General features: G+C 71.5%; 16 protein-coding genes. 7 read left to right on the top strand and 9 right to left on the bottom strand.

Annotated elements, in window-relative coordinates:
• Positions 1 to 37 precede the first annotated feature (37 nt).
• The 6 genes from ACIBN2_RS43075 to ACIBN2_RS43050 form a co-directional block, all read right to left on the bottom strand.
• Positions 38 to 1,159, bottom strand: coding sequence for an LOG family protein (locus tag ACIBN2_RS43075; protein WP_399143152.1), 1,122 nt, complete (start codon positions 1,157 to 1,159; stop codon positions 38 to 40).
• 37 nt (positions 1,160 to 1,196) lie between these two features.
• Entirely contained in the window at positions 1,197 to 1,604 is a 408-nt protein-coding gene (locus ACIBN2_RS43070) for a VOC family protein (protein WP_399143225.1), read from the bottom strand.
• 95 nt (positions 1,605 to 1,699) lie between these two features.
• Positions 1,700 to 3,046, bottom strand: a complete 1,347-nt coding sequence (locus tag ACIBN2_RS43065) for a hypothetical protein (RefSeq protein WP_399143150.1) — start codon at positions 3,044 to 3,046, stop codon at positions 1,700 to 1,702.
• Complete coding sequence (locus ACIBN2_RS43060; protein ID WP_399143148.1) at positions 3,028 to 3,768, bottom strand: ABC transporter ATP-binding protein; 741 nt, start codon at positions 3,766 to 3,768, stop codon at positions 3,028 to 3,030. The genes ACIBN2_RS43065 and ACIBN2_RS43060 overlap by 19 nt, the downstream gene beginning before the upstream one ends.
• A gap of 192 nt (positions 3,769 to 3,960) precedes the next feature.
• On the bottom strand, positions 3,961 to 5,325 hold the full coding sequence (locus tag ACIBN2_RS43055; protein ID WP_399143147.1) for an aspartate aminotransferase family protein: 1,365 nt from the start codon (positions 5,323 to 5,325) through the stop codon (positions 3,961 to 3,963).
• A gap of 19 nt (positions 5,326 to 5,344) precedes the next feature.
• Positions 5,345 to 5,860 (bottom strand): Lrp/AsnC family transcriptional regulator, encoded by a 516-nt coding sequence (locus ACIBN2_RS43050; RefSeq protein ID WP_399143145.1) that lies wholly within the window; start codon positions 5,858 to 5,860, stop codon positions 5,345 to 5,347.
• A 167-nt stretch (positions 5,861 to 6,027) separates the two neighbouring features.
• Here ACIBN2_RS43050 and ACIBN2_RS43045 point away from each other — a divergent pair, with 167 nt between their 5' ends.
• Together ACIBN2_RS43045 and ACIBN2_RS43040 are read left to right on the top strand one after the other, a co-directional pair.
• Complete coding sequence (locus tag ACIBN2_RS43045; RefSeq protein WP_399143143.1) at positions 6,028 to 7,476, top strand: gamma-aminobutyraldehyde dehydrogenase; 1,449 nt, start codon at positions 6,028 to 6,030, stop codon at positions 7,474 to 7,476.
• A 487-nt stretch (positions 7,477 to 7,963) separates the two neighbouring features.
• The gene (locus ACIBN2_RS43040; RefSeq protein ID WP_399143141.1) at positions 7,964 to 9,154 is read left to right on the top strand and encodes a spermidine/putrescine ABC transporter substrate-binding protein; all 1,191 of its coding nucleotides are present in this window, start codon (positions 7,964 to 7,966) and stop codon (positions 9,152 to 9,154) included.
• Positions 9,155 to 9,231: 77 nt separating this feature from the next.
• On the opposite strand, the gene ACIBN2_RS43035 is transcribed toward ACIBN2_RS43040, so the two are convergent.
• The gene (locus ACIBN2_RS43035; protein ID WP_399143139.1) at positions 9,232 to 9,903 is read right to left on the bottom strand and encodes a YceI family protein; all 672 of its coding nucleotides are present in this window, start codon (positions 9,901 to 9,903) and stop codon (positions 9,232 to 9,234) included.
• Between the two features lie 219 nt (positions 9,904 to 10,122).
• Here ACIBN2_RS43035 and ACIBN2_RS43030 point away from each other — a divergent pair, with 219 nt between their 5' ends.
• The 5 genes from ACIBN2_RS43030 to ACIBN2_RS43010 all read left to right on the top strand — a co-directional run bounded on the left by ACIBN2_RS43030 (position 10,123) and on the right by ACIBN2_RS43010 (position 12,833).
• Entirely contained in the window at positions 10,123 to 10,509 is a 387-nt protein-coding gene (locus tag ACIBN2_RS43030) for a sortase-dependent protein (protein WP_399143137.1), read from the top strand.
• Positions 10,506 to 11,129: a class F sortase gene (locus ACIBN2_RS43025; protein ID WP_399143135.1), complete on the top strand. Its 624-nt coding sequence runs from the start codon at positions 10,506 to 10,508 to the stop codon at positions 11,127 to 11,129. The genes ACIBN2_RS43030 and ACIBN2_RS43025 overlap by 4 nt, the downstream gene beginning before the upstream one ends.
• Before the next feature lie 142 nt (positions 11,130 to 11,271).
• A complete protein-coding gene (locus tag ACIBN2_RS43020) occupies positions 11,272 to 11,763 on the top strand; it encodes an RNA polymerase sigma factor (RefSeq protein ID WP_399143224.1) in 492 nt (163 codons plus the stop codon).
• The gene (locus ACIBN2_RS43015) at positions 11,747 to 12,271 is read left to right on the top strand and encodes a hypothetical protein (RefSeq protein WP_399143133.1); all 525 of its coding nucleotides are present in this window, start codon (positions 11,747 to 11,749) and stop codon (positions 12,269 to 12,271) included. Before ACIBN2_RS43020 ends, ACIBN2_RS43015 begins: the two co-directional genes overlap by 17 nt.
• Before the next feature lie 40 nt (positions 12,272 to 12,311).
• Positions 12,312 to 12,833: a hypothetical protein gene (locus tag ACIBN2_RS43010; protein WP_399143131.1), complete on the top strand. Its 522-nt coding sequence runs from the start codon at positions 12,312 to 12,314 to the stop codon at positions 12,831 to 12,833.
• Here ACIBN2_RS43010 and ACIBN2_RS43005 read toward each other — a convergent pair.
• Both ACIBN2_RS43005 and ACIBN2_RS43000 read right to left on the bottom strand, forming a co-directional pair.
• Complete coding sequence (locus ACIBN2_RS43005; protein WP_399143129.1) at positions 12,815 to 13,510, bottom strand: glycerophosphodiester phosphodiesterase; 696 nt, start codon at positions 13,508 to 13,510, stop codon at positions 12,815 to 12,817. The two genes, ACIBN2_RS43010 and ACIBN2_RS43005, sit on opposite strands and share 19 nt — an antisense overlap.
• 61 nt (positions 13,511 to 13,571) lie before the next feature.
• On the bottom strand, positions 13,572 to 14,636 hold the full coding sequence (locus ACIBN2_RS43000) for an adenosine deaminase (RefSeq protein ID WP_399143128.1): 1,065 nt from the start codon (positions 14,634 to 14,636) through the stop codon (positions 13,572 to 13,574).
• Positions 14,637 to 14,672 lie beyond the last annotated feature (36 nt).

The raw sequence follows: 14,672 nt of genomic DNA, 5'->3' as shown, positions 1-14,672 counted from the left end.
GCGTAAGCGGGGCCGGGCTGTTGGCTTTGCCTTCTTATTAACTGCAGAGACGTTTCAACGCCTCCGGAGCCTCCTCGATACGGTCAACGAGGGCGATACGGGACTCCATCGACCGTTCCCGGGCGAGCGCCTGCAAGAGGGGCCACGTCGGCAGCCGCTCCGTCCAGTGCTCCCGGTCGACGAGCACCATGGGCGTCGGTTCGCCGCGTGACTCGTAGTAGTTGGGCGTCGCGTTGTCGAAGATCTCCTGTACGGTCCCGGCGGCGCCCGGCAGGAAGACCACGCCGGCGTTGGAGCGGGCCAGCAGGCCGTCCTCGCGGGTGGCGTTGGCGAAGTACTTGGCGATGTGCGAGGCGAAGGCGTTCGGCGGCTCGTGGCCGTAGAACCAGGTGGGGATGCCCACGGAGTGGTTGCCCTTCGGCCAGCGGGTGCGCACCTCGAAGGCGACCTGCGCCCACTCGGTGATCGAGGGCGTGAACGAGGCTGCCTTGGCGAGGAGTTGGCAGGCCTCGTCGAGCATCGCGTCGTCGTACGGCGCCGTGTACGCGCCCAGGTTCGCCGCCTCCATGGCGCCCGGTCCGCCACCGGTCGCCACGGTGAACCCGGCGCGGCTCAGCTCCCGGCCCAGGCGCGCGGCACCGGCGTAGGCGTCCGTGCCGCGCTTCATCGCGTGGCCGCCCATGACGCCCACCACCTGCGCGTCGCGCAGAAGTTCGTCCAGGGCGTCGGAGATGGAGTCGTCGTGGACGGCGCGCAGCATCGAGGCGTATATGTCGCCGTCCGCCTTGGTGCGCTGGAACCAGTCGTAGGCCAGGGCGTCCGGCGTCCGCTCGTACCCCAGTTCCAGCGAGGCGAACAGGTCGGTGGGCGTGTAGAGATGACCGCGGTAGGGGTCGAAGGGCAGATGCGGGACGGGCGGGAAGACCAGGGCGCCGTCGCCGCGGATCTTCGCCACCGCGTCCTCGCGCATCGGGCAACCGAGGAAGACGGCCCCGGCGGTGTCGGTGGTGAGCAACTCCCGCGTACGGTCGATCAGATCGACGGCCTGTACGCGGTAACCGGCCAGAGTGCCGCGCGCCGAGACGGTCGCGTCGAAGTCCTCGAGCGTCTCGATCTCGCGCTCGTCGTGGTGGGCCGCATGGGCCGGGCTCGTGTGCACGGGCCCATGCTAGGCACGGCGTCCTGCCGCGGAGGGCTCAGCCCTGCACCGCCGCCGGGTCCATCCACATGACCTCCCAGGAGTGGCCGTCGAGGTCGTCGAAGGAACGGCCGTACATGAAGCCGTGGTCCTGGACGTCGGCGTTGGCGGTGCCGCCGGCCGCGACCGCCTTGCCGACCAGCTCGTCGACCTTCTCGCGGCTCTCCGCGCTCAGGCAGATCAGCACCTCGCTGGTCTTCGTGGAGTCCGCGATCTCCTTCTTCGTGAAGTCCGCGTACCGCTGCTTGCTGAGCAGCATCGCGATGATGGTGTCGCTGATCACGACACAGGTGCAGTCGTCGGTGCTGAACTGCGGGTTGATCGTGTAGCCGAGCTCCGTGAAGAACTTCTTCGACGCGGCGACGTCGTCGGTGGCCAGGTTCACGAAGATCATCTGCTGGTACATGCGGGTCTCTCCCATCGGGCGGGGTCCGTTCGCAGGGGTAGACCGGGGGTCCGCGCGGAACTCATCGCCCTTCGGGGATTCTGTTCCGCGAAGGTTCAGCGGGCCAGCGGAAGCGCCGCCAGCTCGGCCACGACCAGCGTCAGCGGGCCGAACACGGCGAGCAGCGCACCGGCCCGAAGGGCGGCGGCGCTGCGCAGCATCGTCGCGGGCGCCCCGAGCCGCAGCAGCGCGGCCGTGGTGTCGGACCGGGCCTGCCTGGCCTCCACGGCGGCGGTGAGCAGGGTGGCCACGGTGCAGCCGGCGACGAGGAGCGTGCCGAGGGTGGTGAGGGGGCCGAAACCGGGCTGGTCCGCGTCGAACAGCGCCGTCATGGCGACCACCCCGGAGGCGACCGCGCAGACGACGCCGAGCGGACGGCCGATGCGGGTGGCCTCCTCCATCAGCACACGGCCGGCGAGCAGCCTGAGGGCGCCCGGGCGGGCCGACTGCAGCAGGCGGCCGCACAGATGGGTCAGGCCGGGGCCGGCCAGAGCGAGGCCGAGGGCGGTGAGGGCCCAGCCGATGAGGATGCCGGGCGCGCCGGTGGCGAGGCCGCCGGGCAGGGCCAGGCGGGAGCCGTCCGCCGCCCGCCCGGCGTAGGCCTCGACGGCCAGACCGGCGGCCAGGACCGCGACACCCCAGGGCAGTCCGGCGGGCGCGTTGCGCGGAGCCGGGGGCCGGTCGGGGTCCGGGTCGGCGTCGGGTGCGGGGGAGGCCGGGGGCTCGGCGGGCGCGGACATGATCGCCGAGGGCAGTACGGCATCGGCGGACCGGTGCCCCGTGCTGCGCAAGCGCGCGCCGAAGCGGCCGTACGCCCCGAAGGTCTCCTGCGCCACCGACCTGCCGTACGCGCCGAAGCGGCCGTAGCCCCTCGGTGCCACGCTCGGCCGCGCGTCGCGCGGGCGCAGGACCAGCGCCACGGTCGTCGACGCGATCGCCGGGACCAGGGCCAGCAGGGTCAGGGCCGCCGGGAAGGGCAGCGGCAGGTCCGCGGCGAGGAATTCGCCGGCGGTCCCGCCGACGGGCCGGCTCGCGAAGTCGCCGCGCAGCTGGAGGAAGACCAGCAGGGCCAGCAGGGAGCCCAGCGTGCAGGACAGGGCCGTGGTGGCCGCCGAGATGGTCATCAGGCGGCCCGGGCCCAGGCCGATGGCCGACAGACCCGGACGGGGCTTCGTGGCCGGGTCGGTGCGGGCCACCGCCATCGCGAGGTGGACGGTGGCGGCCAGCGGGGTCAGGCACCAGGCGAGCCGCAGCGCCGAGGAGGCGGGGGACTCGGCATGGCTCATCGCGTAGCCGAGGACGGACAGCAGGAGGAAGCCCGTCCCGGCCGACGCCAGCGCCACCAGGGCACGGCGCAGGTGTACGGCCGGGTGGGCGCCGCGGGTCAGACGGAGAGCGAGCACGCGGCCCGGCCTTCCGTCTCGGTGACCGGGGGCAGGTGGACCGTGTTCACGCGGCGGCCGTCCAGCAGCGACACCGTGCGGTCGGCGAGGGCCGCGGTCTCCGCGTCGTGGGTGGCCAGGACGACCGTGATGCCGTGCGAGCGGGCCGCCGTGGTGAGCGTGCGCAGCACATGGGCGCGGTCGGCGCGGTGCAGCGGCGCGGTGGGCTCGTCGGCGAACAGGACGGTGGGGGCCGGGGCGAGGGCCCGGGCGATCGACACGCGCTGCCGCTCGGCCTGCTTCATCGCGTGCGGCCGCAGCCGGGCCTTGTCGCCGACGTCGAGGCGCTCCAGCCACTCCAGCGCGGCCGTCTTGGCACGCCGGCGGCTGGTGCCGCGGAGCATCAGCGGGAGGGCGGCGTTCTCCCAGGCGTTGAGTTCCGGTACGAGCACCGGGGCCGGGTCGATCCAGCCGAAGCGGTCGCGGCGCAGCCGCTCACGGGTCATCGGGCCCATGGTGTGCACCGGCACGCTGTTGAACCAGACCTCGCCGCGCCGGACCGGCACCAGGCCGGACAGGCAGCGCAGCAGTGTCGTCTTGCCGCTGCCCCGGGGGCCGCCGACGGCGACGATCTCGCCCTCCCGGACGCCCAGCGAGACACCGCTGAGCCCCGGCGAGCCGTCGCTGTGCTGGAAGTGCAGGGCGCGTGCCCAGAGCACGTCGTTGTCCGGCGGGGCCTCCATGGGCGTACACCTCGTTCAGATCCGTAGTTCCCGTGCCTTTCCCCCAGGCGGGGGAACGAAGGCTGGGCCGATCGGTTACCAGGCACGCTAAGGAGCCGACGCCGCTGCGCCGGACAGCACGCGGCCCGGGGGCACCCTTCTCACTCTTACGGGTGCACCCCGGGCCGTATGACCGGGTGGTGGCGGCGGAGCCTAGAGCTTCGTCCACGCCTCCGTCAGGGTCGCGCGCAGGATCTGCTCGATCTCGTCGAAGGTCCCCTGGTCGGAGATCAGCGGCGGGGCGAGCTGGACGACCGGGTCGCCGCGGTCGTCGGCGCGGCAGTACAGGCCGTTGTCGTAGAGCGCCTTGGAGAGGAAGCCGTACAGGACGCGCTCGGTCTCCTCGTCGTTGAAGGACTCCTTGGTGGTCTTGTCCTTCACCAGCTCGATGCCGTAGAAGAAGCCGTTGCCGCGGACGTCGCCGACGATCGGCAGGTCGTGCAGCTTCTCCAGGGTGGCGCGGAACGCGCCCTCGTTGTCGAGGACGTGCTGGTTGAGGTTCTCGCGCTCGAACAGGTCGAGGTTGGCGAGGCCGACGGCCGCGGAGACCGGGTGGCCGCCGAAGGTGTAGCCGTGCAGGAAGGTGTTGTCGCCCTTGTAGAACGGCTCGGCCAGCCGGTCGGAGATGATGCAGGCGCCGATCGGGGAGTAGCCCGAGGTCATGCCCTTGGCACAGGTGATCATGTCCGGGACGTAGTCGAACTTGTCGCAGGCGAACATCGTGCCGAGGCGGCCGAAGGCGCAGATGACCTCGTCCGAGACGAGCAGCACGTCGTACTGGTCGCAGATCTCGCGCACGCGCTGGAAGTAGCCGGGCGGGGGCGGGAAGCAGCCGCCGGCGTTCTGCACGGGCTCCAGGAAGACCGCGGCGACCGTGTCCGGGCCCTCGAAGAGGATCTGCTGCTCGATCTGGTCGGCGGCCCAGCGGCCGTAGGCCTCGGGGTCGTCGCCGTGGATCGGGGCGCGGTAGATGTTGGTGTTCGGGACCTTGTGGGCGCCCGGGACGAGCGGCTCGAAGGGGGCCTTCAGAGCCGGCAGGCCGGTGATCGACAGGGCGCCCTGCGGGGTGCCGTGGTACGCGACCGCGCGGGAGATCACCTTGTACTTGGTGGGCTTGCCGACCAGCTTGAAGTACTGCTTGGCGAGCTTCCAGGCGGTCTCGACCGCCTCGCCGCCACCGGTGGTGAAGAAGACCTTGTTCAGGTCGCCCGGCGCGTGGTGGGCCAGACGCTCCGCCAGCTCCACGGCCTTCGGGTGGGCGTAGGACCACACGGGGAAGAACGCCAGCTCCTGCGCCTGCTTGAAGGCGGTCTCGGCCAGTTCCGTGCGGCCGTGGCCGGCCTGGACCACGAACAGGCCCGCGAGACCGTCGAGGTAGCGCTTGCCCTTGTCGTCGTAGATGTAGGTGCCCTCGCCCCGGACTATGGTCGGGACCGGGGCGTTCTCGTACGAGGACATGCGGGTGAAGTGCATCCACAGGTGGTCGTACGCGGTGCGGCTGAGGTCCTTGGTGCTCACGGTTATCGGGTCCTCACGGTTATCGGGTTCCCCACATGTAGGTCTGCTTCTTGAGCTTCAGGTAGACGAAGCTCTCGGTGGAGCGCACGCCGGGCAGTGCCCGGATGCGTTTGTTGATGACGTCCAGCAGGTGGTCGTCGTCCTCGCACACGATCTCGGCGAGGATGTCGAACGAGCCCGCGGTCATCACCACGTACTCGACCTCCGGCATCGTGGTCAGCGCGTCGGCCACCGGCTCCAGGTCGCCCTCCACGTTGACGCCCACCATCGCCTGCCTGCGGAAACCCACGGTGAGCGGGTCCGTGACGGCGACGATCTGCATCACGCCCTGGTCGAGCAGCTTCTGGACGCGCTGGCGCACGGCCGCCTCGGAGAGGCCGACGGCCTTGCCGATGGCGGCGTACGGCCGGCGGCCGTCCTCCTGGAGCTGTTCGATGATGGCGAGGGAGACGGCATCCAGATGAGGAGTGCCGTTCCTGGGCTCGCGGGGGTCCCGCTGCTCTGCGCTTCGACTGGCCACGACCTCACTGTGCACGACGTCTCGATCGTTCCGCAAGGGCGGAGCGATGAAATTCGTTGTTTATGAGACCGAGACTTGCGGATTTCGCAGGATCAGCAGGAGTGGGGGTGTTGAAAACGTCGGTGTGCGGATTAGGGTGGTGTCTCAGTCAATGGACAGTTCGACCTGACAGGAGGCCGGCAGTGAGCACCGAGCTGCGTGGGCTGCGCACACTACGGAATTACATCGCCGGTGAGTTCCGGGACGCCGCCGACGGACGGACCACCGAGGTGGTCAACCCCGCGACGGGCGAGGCGTACGCGACCGCGCCGCTGTCCGGCCAGGCGGACATCGACGCCGCGATGGCGGCGGCCGCCGCGGCCTTCCCGGCCTGGCGCGACACCACCCCCGCCGAGCGGCAGAAGGCCCTGCTGAAGATCGCGGACGCGTTCGAGGAGCGGGCCGAGGAACTCATCGCGGCCGAGGTGGAGAACACGGGCAAGCCGATCGGACTCACGCGGTCCGAGGAGATCCCGCCCATGGTCGACCAGATCCGCTTCTTCGCGGGCGCGGCCCGGATGCTGGAGGGGCGCTCGGCCGGCGAGTACATGGAGGGCCTGACCTCCATCGTCCGCCGCGAGCCGGTCGGCGTCTGCGCGCAGGTCGCGCCGTGGAACTACCCGATGATGATGGCCGTGTGGAAGTTCGCCCCGGCCCTCGCGGCCGGCAACACGGTCGTGCTGAAGCCGTCGGACACCACCCCGGCCTCCACCGTCCTGATCGCCGAGATCATCGGCTCGATCGTGCCCAAGGGCGTCTTCAACGTCGTCTGCGGCGACCGTGACAGCGGCCGCCTGATGGTCGAGCACCCGACCCCGGCGATGGCCTCCATCACCGGCTCCGTGCGGGCCGGCATGTCGGTCGCCGAGTCCGCCTCCAAGGACCTCAAGCGCGTCCACCTGGAGCTCGGCGGCAAGGCGCCGGTCGTCGTCTTCGACGACACCGACATCGCCAAGGCCGTCGAGGACATCTCCGTGGCGGGCTTCTTCAACGCCGGCCAGGACTGCACGGCGGCCACCCGCGTCCTCGTCCAGGAGGGCATCCACGACGAGTTCGTCGCGGCGCTCGCGAAGGCGGCCGCCGAGACCAAGACCGGTCAGCCGGACGACGAGGACGTGCTGTTCGGCCCGCTCAACAACCCGAACCAGCTCAAGCAGGTCTCCGGCTTCATCGAGCGCCTGCCCGCCCACGCCAAGGTCGAGGCGGGCGGCCACCAGGTCGGCGACAAGGGCTACTTCTACGCCCCGACCGTCGTCTCCGGGCTGAAGCAGGACGACGAGATCATCCAGAATGAGGTCTTCGGTCCGGTCATCACCGTCCAGTCCTTCACGGACGAGGACCAGGCGGTGGAGTGGGCCAACGGCGTCGAGTACGCCCTCGCCTCCTCGGTGTGGACCAAGAACCACGGCCGCGCGATGCGGATGTCGAAGAAGCTCGACTTCGGCTGCGTGTGGATCAACACCCACATCCCGCTGGTCGCGGAGATGCCGCACGGCGGCTTCAAGAAGTCCGGCTACGGCAAGGACCTGTCGGCGTACGGCTTCGACGACTACACGCGGATCAAGCACGTGATGACGTCGCTGGACGTGTAGTCCGTACGACGTGAAGTGCGGCCCCGGACGGGAGAGTTCCGTCCGGGGCCGCGCTCTTCTCCCCCTCCGCGGCGGTCAGGCGTTCCGCACGCTGGTGGTCAGTCCGGGCAGGCCCGGGCCCGCCGGGAAGGTGACGCCGGCCTTCTTCAGGCGTCCGTCGCGTTGACCGTGCCGAGTGCGGCGGCAGCCAACGGGGCCTGGAGCGCCGGGAGTTCGTCGACCTCACCGCGATCGTGCGTGAGCGGCTGCCGGACGAGAACGCCGTACGCGACAACCTCCCCGCGGGGCAGGGCGGTTGGGTGAGCGTGTGGACCGGACCGGACCCCACGGGCCGCCCCGCCCTCCGCATCGAGAACAGCGGCCCGCTGATCCCGTTCGCCCGGCGGCTCCCAGGGTGCCCGCTGATCGGCAGGGTGTCCGGCCTGCGGGGGCGTACTCGACGGTACGTCGATTGCCGGGCCGTGGACGGGGGCGGCATGCTGCGGCAATGCCCTTCTCAGCGAAGAACGCCGCCCTGCCCCGCCGGTCCCTGCTGCGTGCGCTGGGCGGGGGCGCGGTGCTCGGCGGCCTGGCCGGGTGCGGGGTGCCGGCCGCGTACGTGGGGCCCGGTGAGCGTGCCGCGGCGGATCTGTCGGCCAGTGACAAGCGGCTGACCTGGGCGAACTGGCCGCTTTACATCGACACGGACGACGACGACCCCAACCGGCGGCCCACCCTGGAGGCCTTCGAGAAGCGCACCGGGATCTCCGTCAAGTACACCGAGGAGATCAACGACAACGACGAGTTCTTCGGCAAGATCAGCCCCGCCCTGATGAACCACCAGCAGACCGGCCGCGACCTGATCGTCATGAGCGACTGGATGTGCGCGAGATTCGTGCGGCTGGGCTGGGTCCAGAAGATGGACCGGGCGAAGCAGCCCGACGTCGCCAAGTACCTGGACCCGCTGCTGCGTTCGCCCGCCTTCGACCCCGGTCGCAGGTTCTCCGTGCCGTGGCAGTCCGGCATCACCGGCATCGCCTACGACCGGCGCAGGCTGGGCCGCGAGGTCCGGCACGTCTCCGACCTGTGGGCGGACGACCTCAAGGGCCGCGTGACCCTCCTGTCCGGTCTGGACGAGGCGTTCGCGCTGCTGATGCAGGGCAACGGCGTCGACATCACCAAGTGGACCGCGGACGACTTCCACAAGGTCTGCGACCAGGTGGAGAAGTACGTCGCGCAGGGCAGGATCCGCCGCTTCACCGGCAACGACTACACCAAGGACCTGGTCAGCGGAGACGTCCTGGCCTGCCAGGCGTACTCCGGCGACGTCATCCAGCTCCAGGCGGACAACCCGCACATCCGCTTCGTCGTCCCCGAGGAGGGCGCGGAGCTCTGGTCCGACTCGCTGATGATCCCGGACCGCGCCCGGCACAAGCGCAACGCCGAGCGGCTCGTCGACCACTACTACGCCCCCGAGGTCGCCGCCGACCTCGCCGCCTGGGTCAACTACGTCTGCCCCGTCCCGGCCGCCCGGCACGTCCTCGCCGACGCCAAGGACAAGGACACCGCGGCCCTCGCCGAGAACCCGCTGATCTTCCCGGACGCACAGATGCGCGAGCGGCTCGTGATCGCGCGGGACATCACGTCGCGGGAGCGCGTGGAGTTCGCGAAGCGGTGGAACAAGATCGTGGGGTTGTAGGGCGGCAGCCGCCGCGTGCGCGCCGACCGGCCCGGCCGCCGGGGGAGGAGGCCGAGCGGGTCCACGGGGCGGACCGGTCAGGCGTGGTCCGCGCGGATGGCGGCGATGTCGAACTGGAGGCGCACCTTCTCGCTCACCATGGCACCGCCCTCCGCCAGCTTCTGGCTGTAGGTCAGGCCCCATTCGGTGCGGTTGATGGTGGTCGTGCCGTCGAATCCGACCCGCTGCATGCCGAACGGGTCGGTGACGTGCCCGATGTAGGTGAGGTCCAGCTCGACGGGCCGGGTGGTCCGCTTGATGGTGAGGTCGCCGGTCATGCGGTAGACGTCGCTGCCCAGCAGCTGAACCGTCGTACTGACGAAACGCATCTGCGGGTAGTTCCTGGCGTCCAGGAAGTCGCGGCCGACCAGATGGGCGTCGCGCTGCTCGACACCGGTGTCGACCGACCCGGTGGACATGACGATCTCGGCCCGCGAACGGGACGGATCGCGGCCGTCGAAATGGAGCCGGCTCTCGTACTCCGTGAACGCCCCGCGGACGGTCGTCACCATCGCGTGGCGCACGGAGAAGCCGATACGGCTGTGCGCCGGGTCGATGATCCACTCTCCCGTCAACCCCGCCAGGGCGGGGTCCGGCATACCGGCTCTGGGGGGAAAGACCGGTGGTTCCGGGGCGAGTTGGGGAGCGGGTGCGGGTGCGGTGGGGGGAGCCGGGCGGCGCAGGGACGCAGCTCGGGTGAACAGGTTCATGATTCACGTAACTACGTCATGGCCGGAACTGCCGCAAGGCACCTTCAAGACCCGCGCACAGTCGTCACCAAATAGCCCCCCGAGTCACAGCCGTGACGCCCGCCCCAGCGGCTTTGCCCGTTCTTTACAACCCGCCCCGGGGCCGCCTCGTCTCTCCGCTCGACCAGTCACACAGCCCGCCGGTCGACCACCGCGCGGGCCGACGAAAGAGAGCGATCCATGCGCCGAACGGGCCTCAGTGCCATGGCACTTGCGTGCACAGCCGTCCTGGCGGGAGCGGTGCCCGCCTTCGCCGACGGGGCGAGCGCGACCCCGAGCCCGGCCCGGAGTGCCGCCCAGAGCGCCACCCGTGCCCCCAGCCCCGTCCCCACCTCCGACCGGGCGAGCACCGCCCCGAGCGCCGTCCCGAGCGCCGCACCGACCCGGGCGCCGCGGTCGGGTCAGGTCTCCGTCGTGCCGAGCGGCGCGCCCAACACCGGTGTGGCGCCGACGAGTTCGGACTCCCACGGGACCGGCGCGCTGATCGGCGGGGGCGCCGCCGCGGCCGTCGTCCTGGGCGGCGGAGCGGTCTTCCTCGTACGCCGCCGGCAGGCGAACGGGGCATGAGGCCGTTCTCCAGGTCCGCCCTCGCCGCCGTGGCGCTGGCCGCGCTGCTCACGGGCTGCGGCGGCCCCGGCGCCACGGCCGGCGGCCCCGCGAACGGGAGCCGGCCGAGCGCACCGACGTCCTCCGCGCCACCGGCCGCCAGGTCGGTGTCCGCCGTGGGGCGATCGGTCCCGGTCGGGCTCCGGATACCGGCCATCGGGGTCGACACCCCGGTCATGAAGCTGGGCCTGGCCGGGGACGGCACCGTGCAGGTGCCGCCGATCACGGCGCACGACAGGGCGGGCTGGTACGAACACTCCCCGACGCCGGGACAGACCGGTCCGTCGGTGATCCTCGGCCATGTCACGGTCGGCGCCTACGGGGACGGCGTCTTCCGGCACCTGAAGGACCTGCGCCGGGGCGAGCGGATCGTGGCGCGCCTGGAGAACGGCACGGCTGCGGAGTTCACCGTGACCGAGGTGCGCACGGTGGCGAAGGACCACTTCCCCTCGGACGAGGTCTACGGGAACGTGCACCGGCCGGAGCTGCGGCTCATCACCTGCGGCGGCGCACGGACCGGTGACGGCTACCGCGACAACGTGATCGTCTTCGCGGAGCTGAGCTCCACGAGCCGAAGTTGAGCTCCACGAGCCGCTGAACGCCCGCCTCGGTCCGCCCCGGGGCGCCGTGGATCCCGGGCCGGTGGAACGTACGCCGCCGGCCCGGGCTCTTCCCCAGGAGACCCCGGCAGCCCCCACGAGCCCTCCACACCCCGGGAGAATGTTGAAACGGTCCCGCGAGAAGGCCGCGTCCGAGCTGTTCGCCGCCCTCTATCCGCGTCTCGCCGGCTGGGTCCGCCGGCTGGTCGACGACGACGAGACGGCTCACGAGATCGCCTCGGAGGCGTTCACCCGGCTGTGGGCCCGCTGGACGGCCGTGGCCGAGCCGCGCGGTTTCCTCTACGTCACCGCGGCCAACCTAGTCCGGGACCACTGGCGCAAACTGGAGCGCGAACGCAGAGCCGTACGGCGGGCGACCACGGAGGCCGCGGTGACCCCGCACCCCGAACAGGCCGACCCCTCGGTGCGGTTGCTCGTGCAGTCCCTCCCGGAGCGGCTGCGCGTCCCGATCCTTCTGCACTACTACGCCGACATGCCCATCCGGGAGGTGTCCGTGCTCACCGGACGCAAGGAGGGAACCGTCAAGGCCGACCTTCACACGGCCCGCGAACTGCTCCGTGCCCACCTGAGGAGAAGCCTTGATCACACACCCTGACGGGGGCCCGGGCCGCGACCCCGACGACCCGCTCACCGTCATCCTGCGGCCCCCCGGCGAGTACCTCGGCGCACCCCCCGGCCGCTACGAGGCGATCCGCCGCGGCGCGTCCCGCCGCCGTCTGCTGCGCGCCGCCGCCGGCGCGGCCGTGACCTGCGGTGTCGCCGCCCTGGTGATCCTGCCGCTGCGGCTGACCGGCTCCGACGGCGCCGGCTCCCCGGTGGTGCCTCTCGCCCCGCCGCCCGCGAGCAGCCCGTCGGTGCCGTCACACCGGTCGGCGTCGCCCGCCCCGGAGAGCCCGCGCCCGACCCCGGACCCCTGGACCGCCGCGCCGACCGCCGTACCCACCATGCGCTCGAGCACCACGCCCACCGCCCGACCGTCCGCGAACGACCGTATGAGCCCGTCCACCTCCGCCGCGCAGACCGCCACCCGGGCCCCGTCGGGGGCGCCGTCGGCGGCGCGGACCCGCACCGGTGCGACGCCCTCCGCCGCCACCCGGCCGTAAGTGTTTTGAACGTGTTCAATTCCAGGCGTACGCTACCGCCATGAGCGACAGAGCCGCCCTGCTGAAGGGCATCCGCGCGTGGTTGGTCCTGTTCGTCGTCTGCCTGGTGCTCAGCGGCGCCACGGCCTTCCCCCTCGTCCACGAACTGCGCTGGACCGAGGACCTGTTGCGGTCCCTGTCCGCACCGGAGCACGTCCCGGCCCTGATGGACTGGATCGTGCGCGTCCGGCACGGACTCGACACCGCCGACGCCGACTACCCCTTCCTGCTCTACGGCACGGACTGGCTGGCCTTCGCCCACCTCGTCATCGCGGTCGCCTTCTACGGCCCCTACCGCGACCCCGTACGCAACATCTGGGTCGTCGAGTTCGCGATGATCGCCTGCGCCGGAATCATCCCGCTCGCCCTGATCTGCGGACCGGTCCGGGGCATCCCCTTCTGGTGGTCGGTGCTCGACATGTCGTTCGGGGTCTTCGGGGTGATCCCGCTGTACGTCGTCCGCAGGAAGATCAAGCGGCTGGAGGCGCTCGGTCCGGCGGTGCCTCAGCTCTCGGCGGCGTAGTCCCGCAGCGCGCACAGCACTTCGACGCGGTTGGTGGTGATCGAGTCGACGCCGATGCCGATCAGCCGGAGCATGGAGCGCCGGGTGTCGGGGGTCCAGACGGACAGGAGGTAGCCGTCGTGGTGGACCCGGGCGGCGAGGTTCCTGTCCACCAGCGGGAAGCGGTAGTTGAGCCAGCGCGGGCGCACCGCCTGCAGCAGCGCCGGCCGCGGCGGTGCCGACGTCGTCCAGGTCAGGGCGATCTCGGCGGACGGGTCGGCCGCCCGGACGGCGAGCATGGCGTGGGCGTCGGCGCAGTAGTACACGCGGTCCTGCGCTCCGGCCTCGCGCACGGCGTCCACGATCCGGCGGGCCGTCCGCACCTCGTTCGTCCCGGGCAGGTCGAGCATGATCCGGCTGTCGCCGGCCGCGGCGAGCGCCTCGGCCAGGGTCGGCACGCCGCCGCCGGTGAGGCCGCGCAGCTCGTCCGCGGAGAGCGAGGCGAGGGGCCGCTCGTGTTCCCACAGCCGTTTCAGCGTCCGGTCGTGCAGGAGCACGGGGACGCCGTCCCTGGTCAGCCGTACGTCGATCTCGACGGCGTCCGCGCCCTGGGCGAGCGCGGAACGCAGCGAGTCGATCGTGTTCTCGCGGACCCGGTAGGGGTCGCCGCGGTGGGCCACGGCGGTCACGTTCTGCATGGCCCTCATTGTGAGGGGTCTGCGTCGCGGCCCGTTGAGGGGTGCGGGCGACGGGCGGGCGTCAGGGCGCGAGCCACGCCGCGGTGTAGGCGTCGATCTCGTCCCGGATCCGGGCCTTGCCCGGCTCGTCCAGGAAGGAGACGTCGACCGCGGTCTTCGCCAGCTCCGCCAGGCCCCGCTCGTGGAGGTTCAGCAGCCGGGCGGCGACCGCGTACTCGCTGTTCAGGTCGGTGCCGAACATCGGCGGGTCGTCGGAGTTGACCGTGATGACTATCCCGGCCTGCGCGAACTCCCTGATCGGGTGCTCCTCCAGGGTGCGGACCGCGCGCGTGGCGATGTTGGAGGTCGGGCAGACCTCCAGCGGGATGCGGTGCTCGGCGAGGTGCGCGAGAAGCTTCGGGTCCTGGAAGGAGTGGGTGCCGTGCCCGATGCGCTCGGCCTGGAGGTGGTTGAGCGCGTCCCACACGGTCTCCGGGCCCGTGGTCTCGCCGGCGTGCGGCACCGAGTGCAGGCCGGCGGCTACGGCGCGGTCGAAGTACGGCTTGAACTGCGGCCTCGGTACGCCCACTTCGGGCCCGCCGAGCCCGAACGACACCAGCCCCTCCGGCCGCAGCCGGTCGTCGGTCGCGAGCCGCGTCGTCTCCTCGGCGGCCTCCAGACCGGCCTCGCCGGGGATGTCGAAGCACCAGCGCAGCACGGTCCCGAACTCGGCCTCGGCCGCCTTGCGGGCGTCCTCTATGGCGTCCATGAAGGCGCGCTCGTCGATGTTGCGGCGGGTCGAGGACCAGGGCGTGATGGTCAGCTCGGCGTAGCGCACCTGCTGCCGGGCCAGATCGCGGGCGATCTCGTACGTCAGCAGCCGTACGTCCTCCGGCGTGCGGATCAGGTCGACGACGGACAGGTACACGTCGATGAAGTGGGCGAAGTCCGTGAACGTGAAGTAGTCGGCCAGCGCCTCGGGGTCGGTGGGCACCTTGGAGTCGGGGTGGCGGGCGGCGAGTTCGGAGACGATCCGGGGGGAGGCGGAGCCGACGTGGTGGACGTGCAGTTCGGCCTTGGGCAGTCCGGCGATGAAGGCGTGCAGGTCGCGCAGCGGTGCGGCGGACGCGTCGAGGTGCTCGGTCAAGGGTTCCTCCCCGAAAGCGGCGTCCCGTGGCGGGTT

Source organism: Streptomyces sp. NPDC050534, from assembly GCF_044457745.1.
GTDB lineage: Bacteria > Actinomycetota > Actinomycetes > Streptomycetales > Streptomycetaceae > Streptomyces.
This window is presented reverse-complemented; position numbering and strand designations above follow the sequence as displayed.

Coding starts and splice junctions, on each gene's coding strand:
- ACIBN2_RS43070 (WP_399143225.1), bottom strand. CDS start 1,604: ATGTACCAGCAGATGATCTTCGTGAACCTGGCCACCGACGACGTCGCC.
- ACIBN2_RS43060 (WP_399143148.1), bottom strand. CDS start 3,768: ATGGAGGCCCCGCCGGACAACGACGTGCTCTGGGCACGCGCCCTGCAC.
- ACIBN2_RS43040 (WP_399143141.1), top strand. CDS start 7,964: ATGCCCTTCTCAGCGAAGAACGCCGCCCTGCCCCGCCGGTCCCTGCTG.
- ACIBN2_RS43035 (WP_399143139.1), bottom strand. CDS start 9,903: ATGAACCTGTTCACCCGAGCTGCGTCCCTGCGCCGCCCGGCTCCCCCC.
- ACIBN2_RS43030 (WP_399143137.1), top strand. CDS start 10,123: ATGCGCCGAACGGGCCTCAGTGCCATGGCACTTGCGTGCACAGCCGTC.
- ACIBN2_RS43025 (WP_399143135.1), top strand. CDS start 10,506: ATGAGGCCGTTCTCCAGGTCCGCCCTCGCCGCCGTGGCGCTGGCCGCG.
- ACIBN2_RS43010 (WP_399143131.1), top strand. CDS start 12,312: ATGAGCGACAGAGCCGCCCTGCTGAAGGGCATCCGCGCGTGGTTGGTC.
- ACIBN2_RS43005 (WP_399143129.1), bottom strand. CDS start 13,510: ATGCAGAACGTGACCGCCGTGGCCCACCGCGGCGACCCCTACCGGGTC.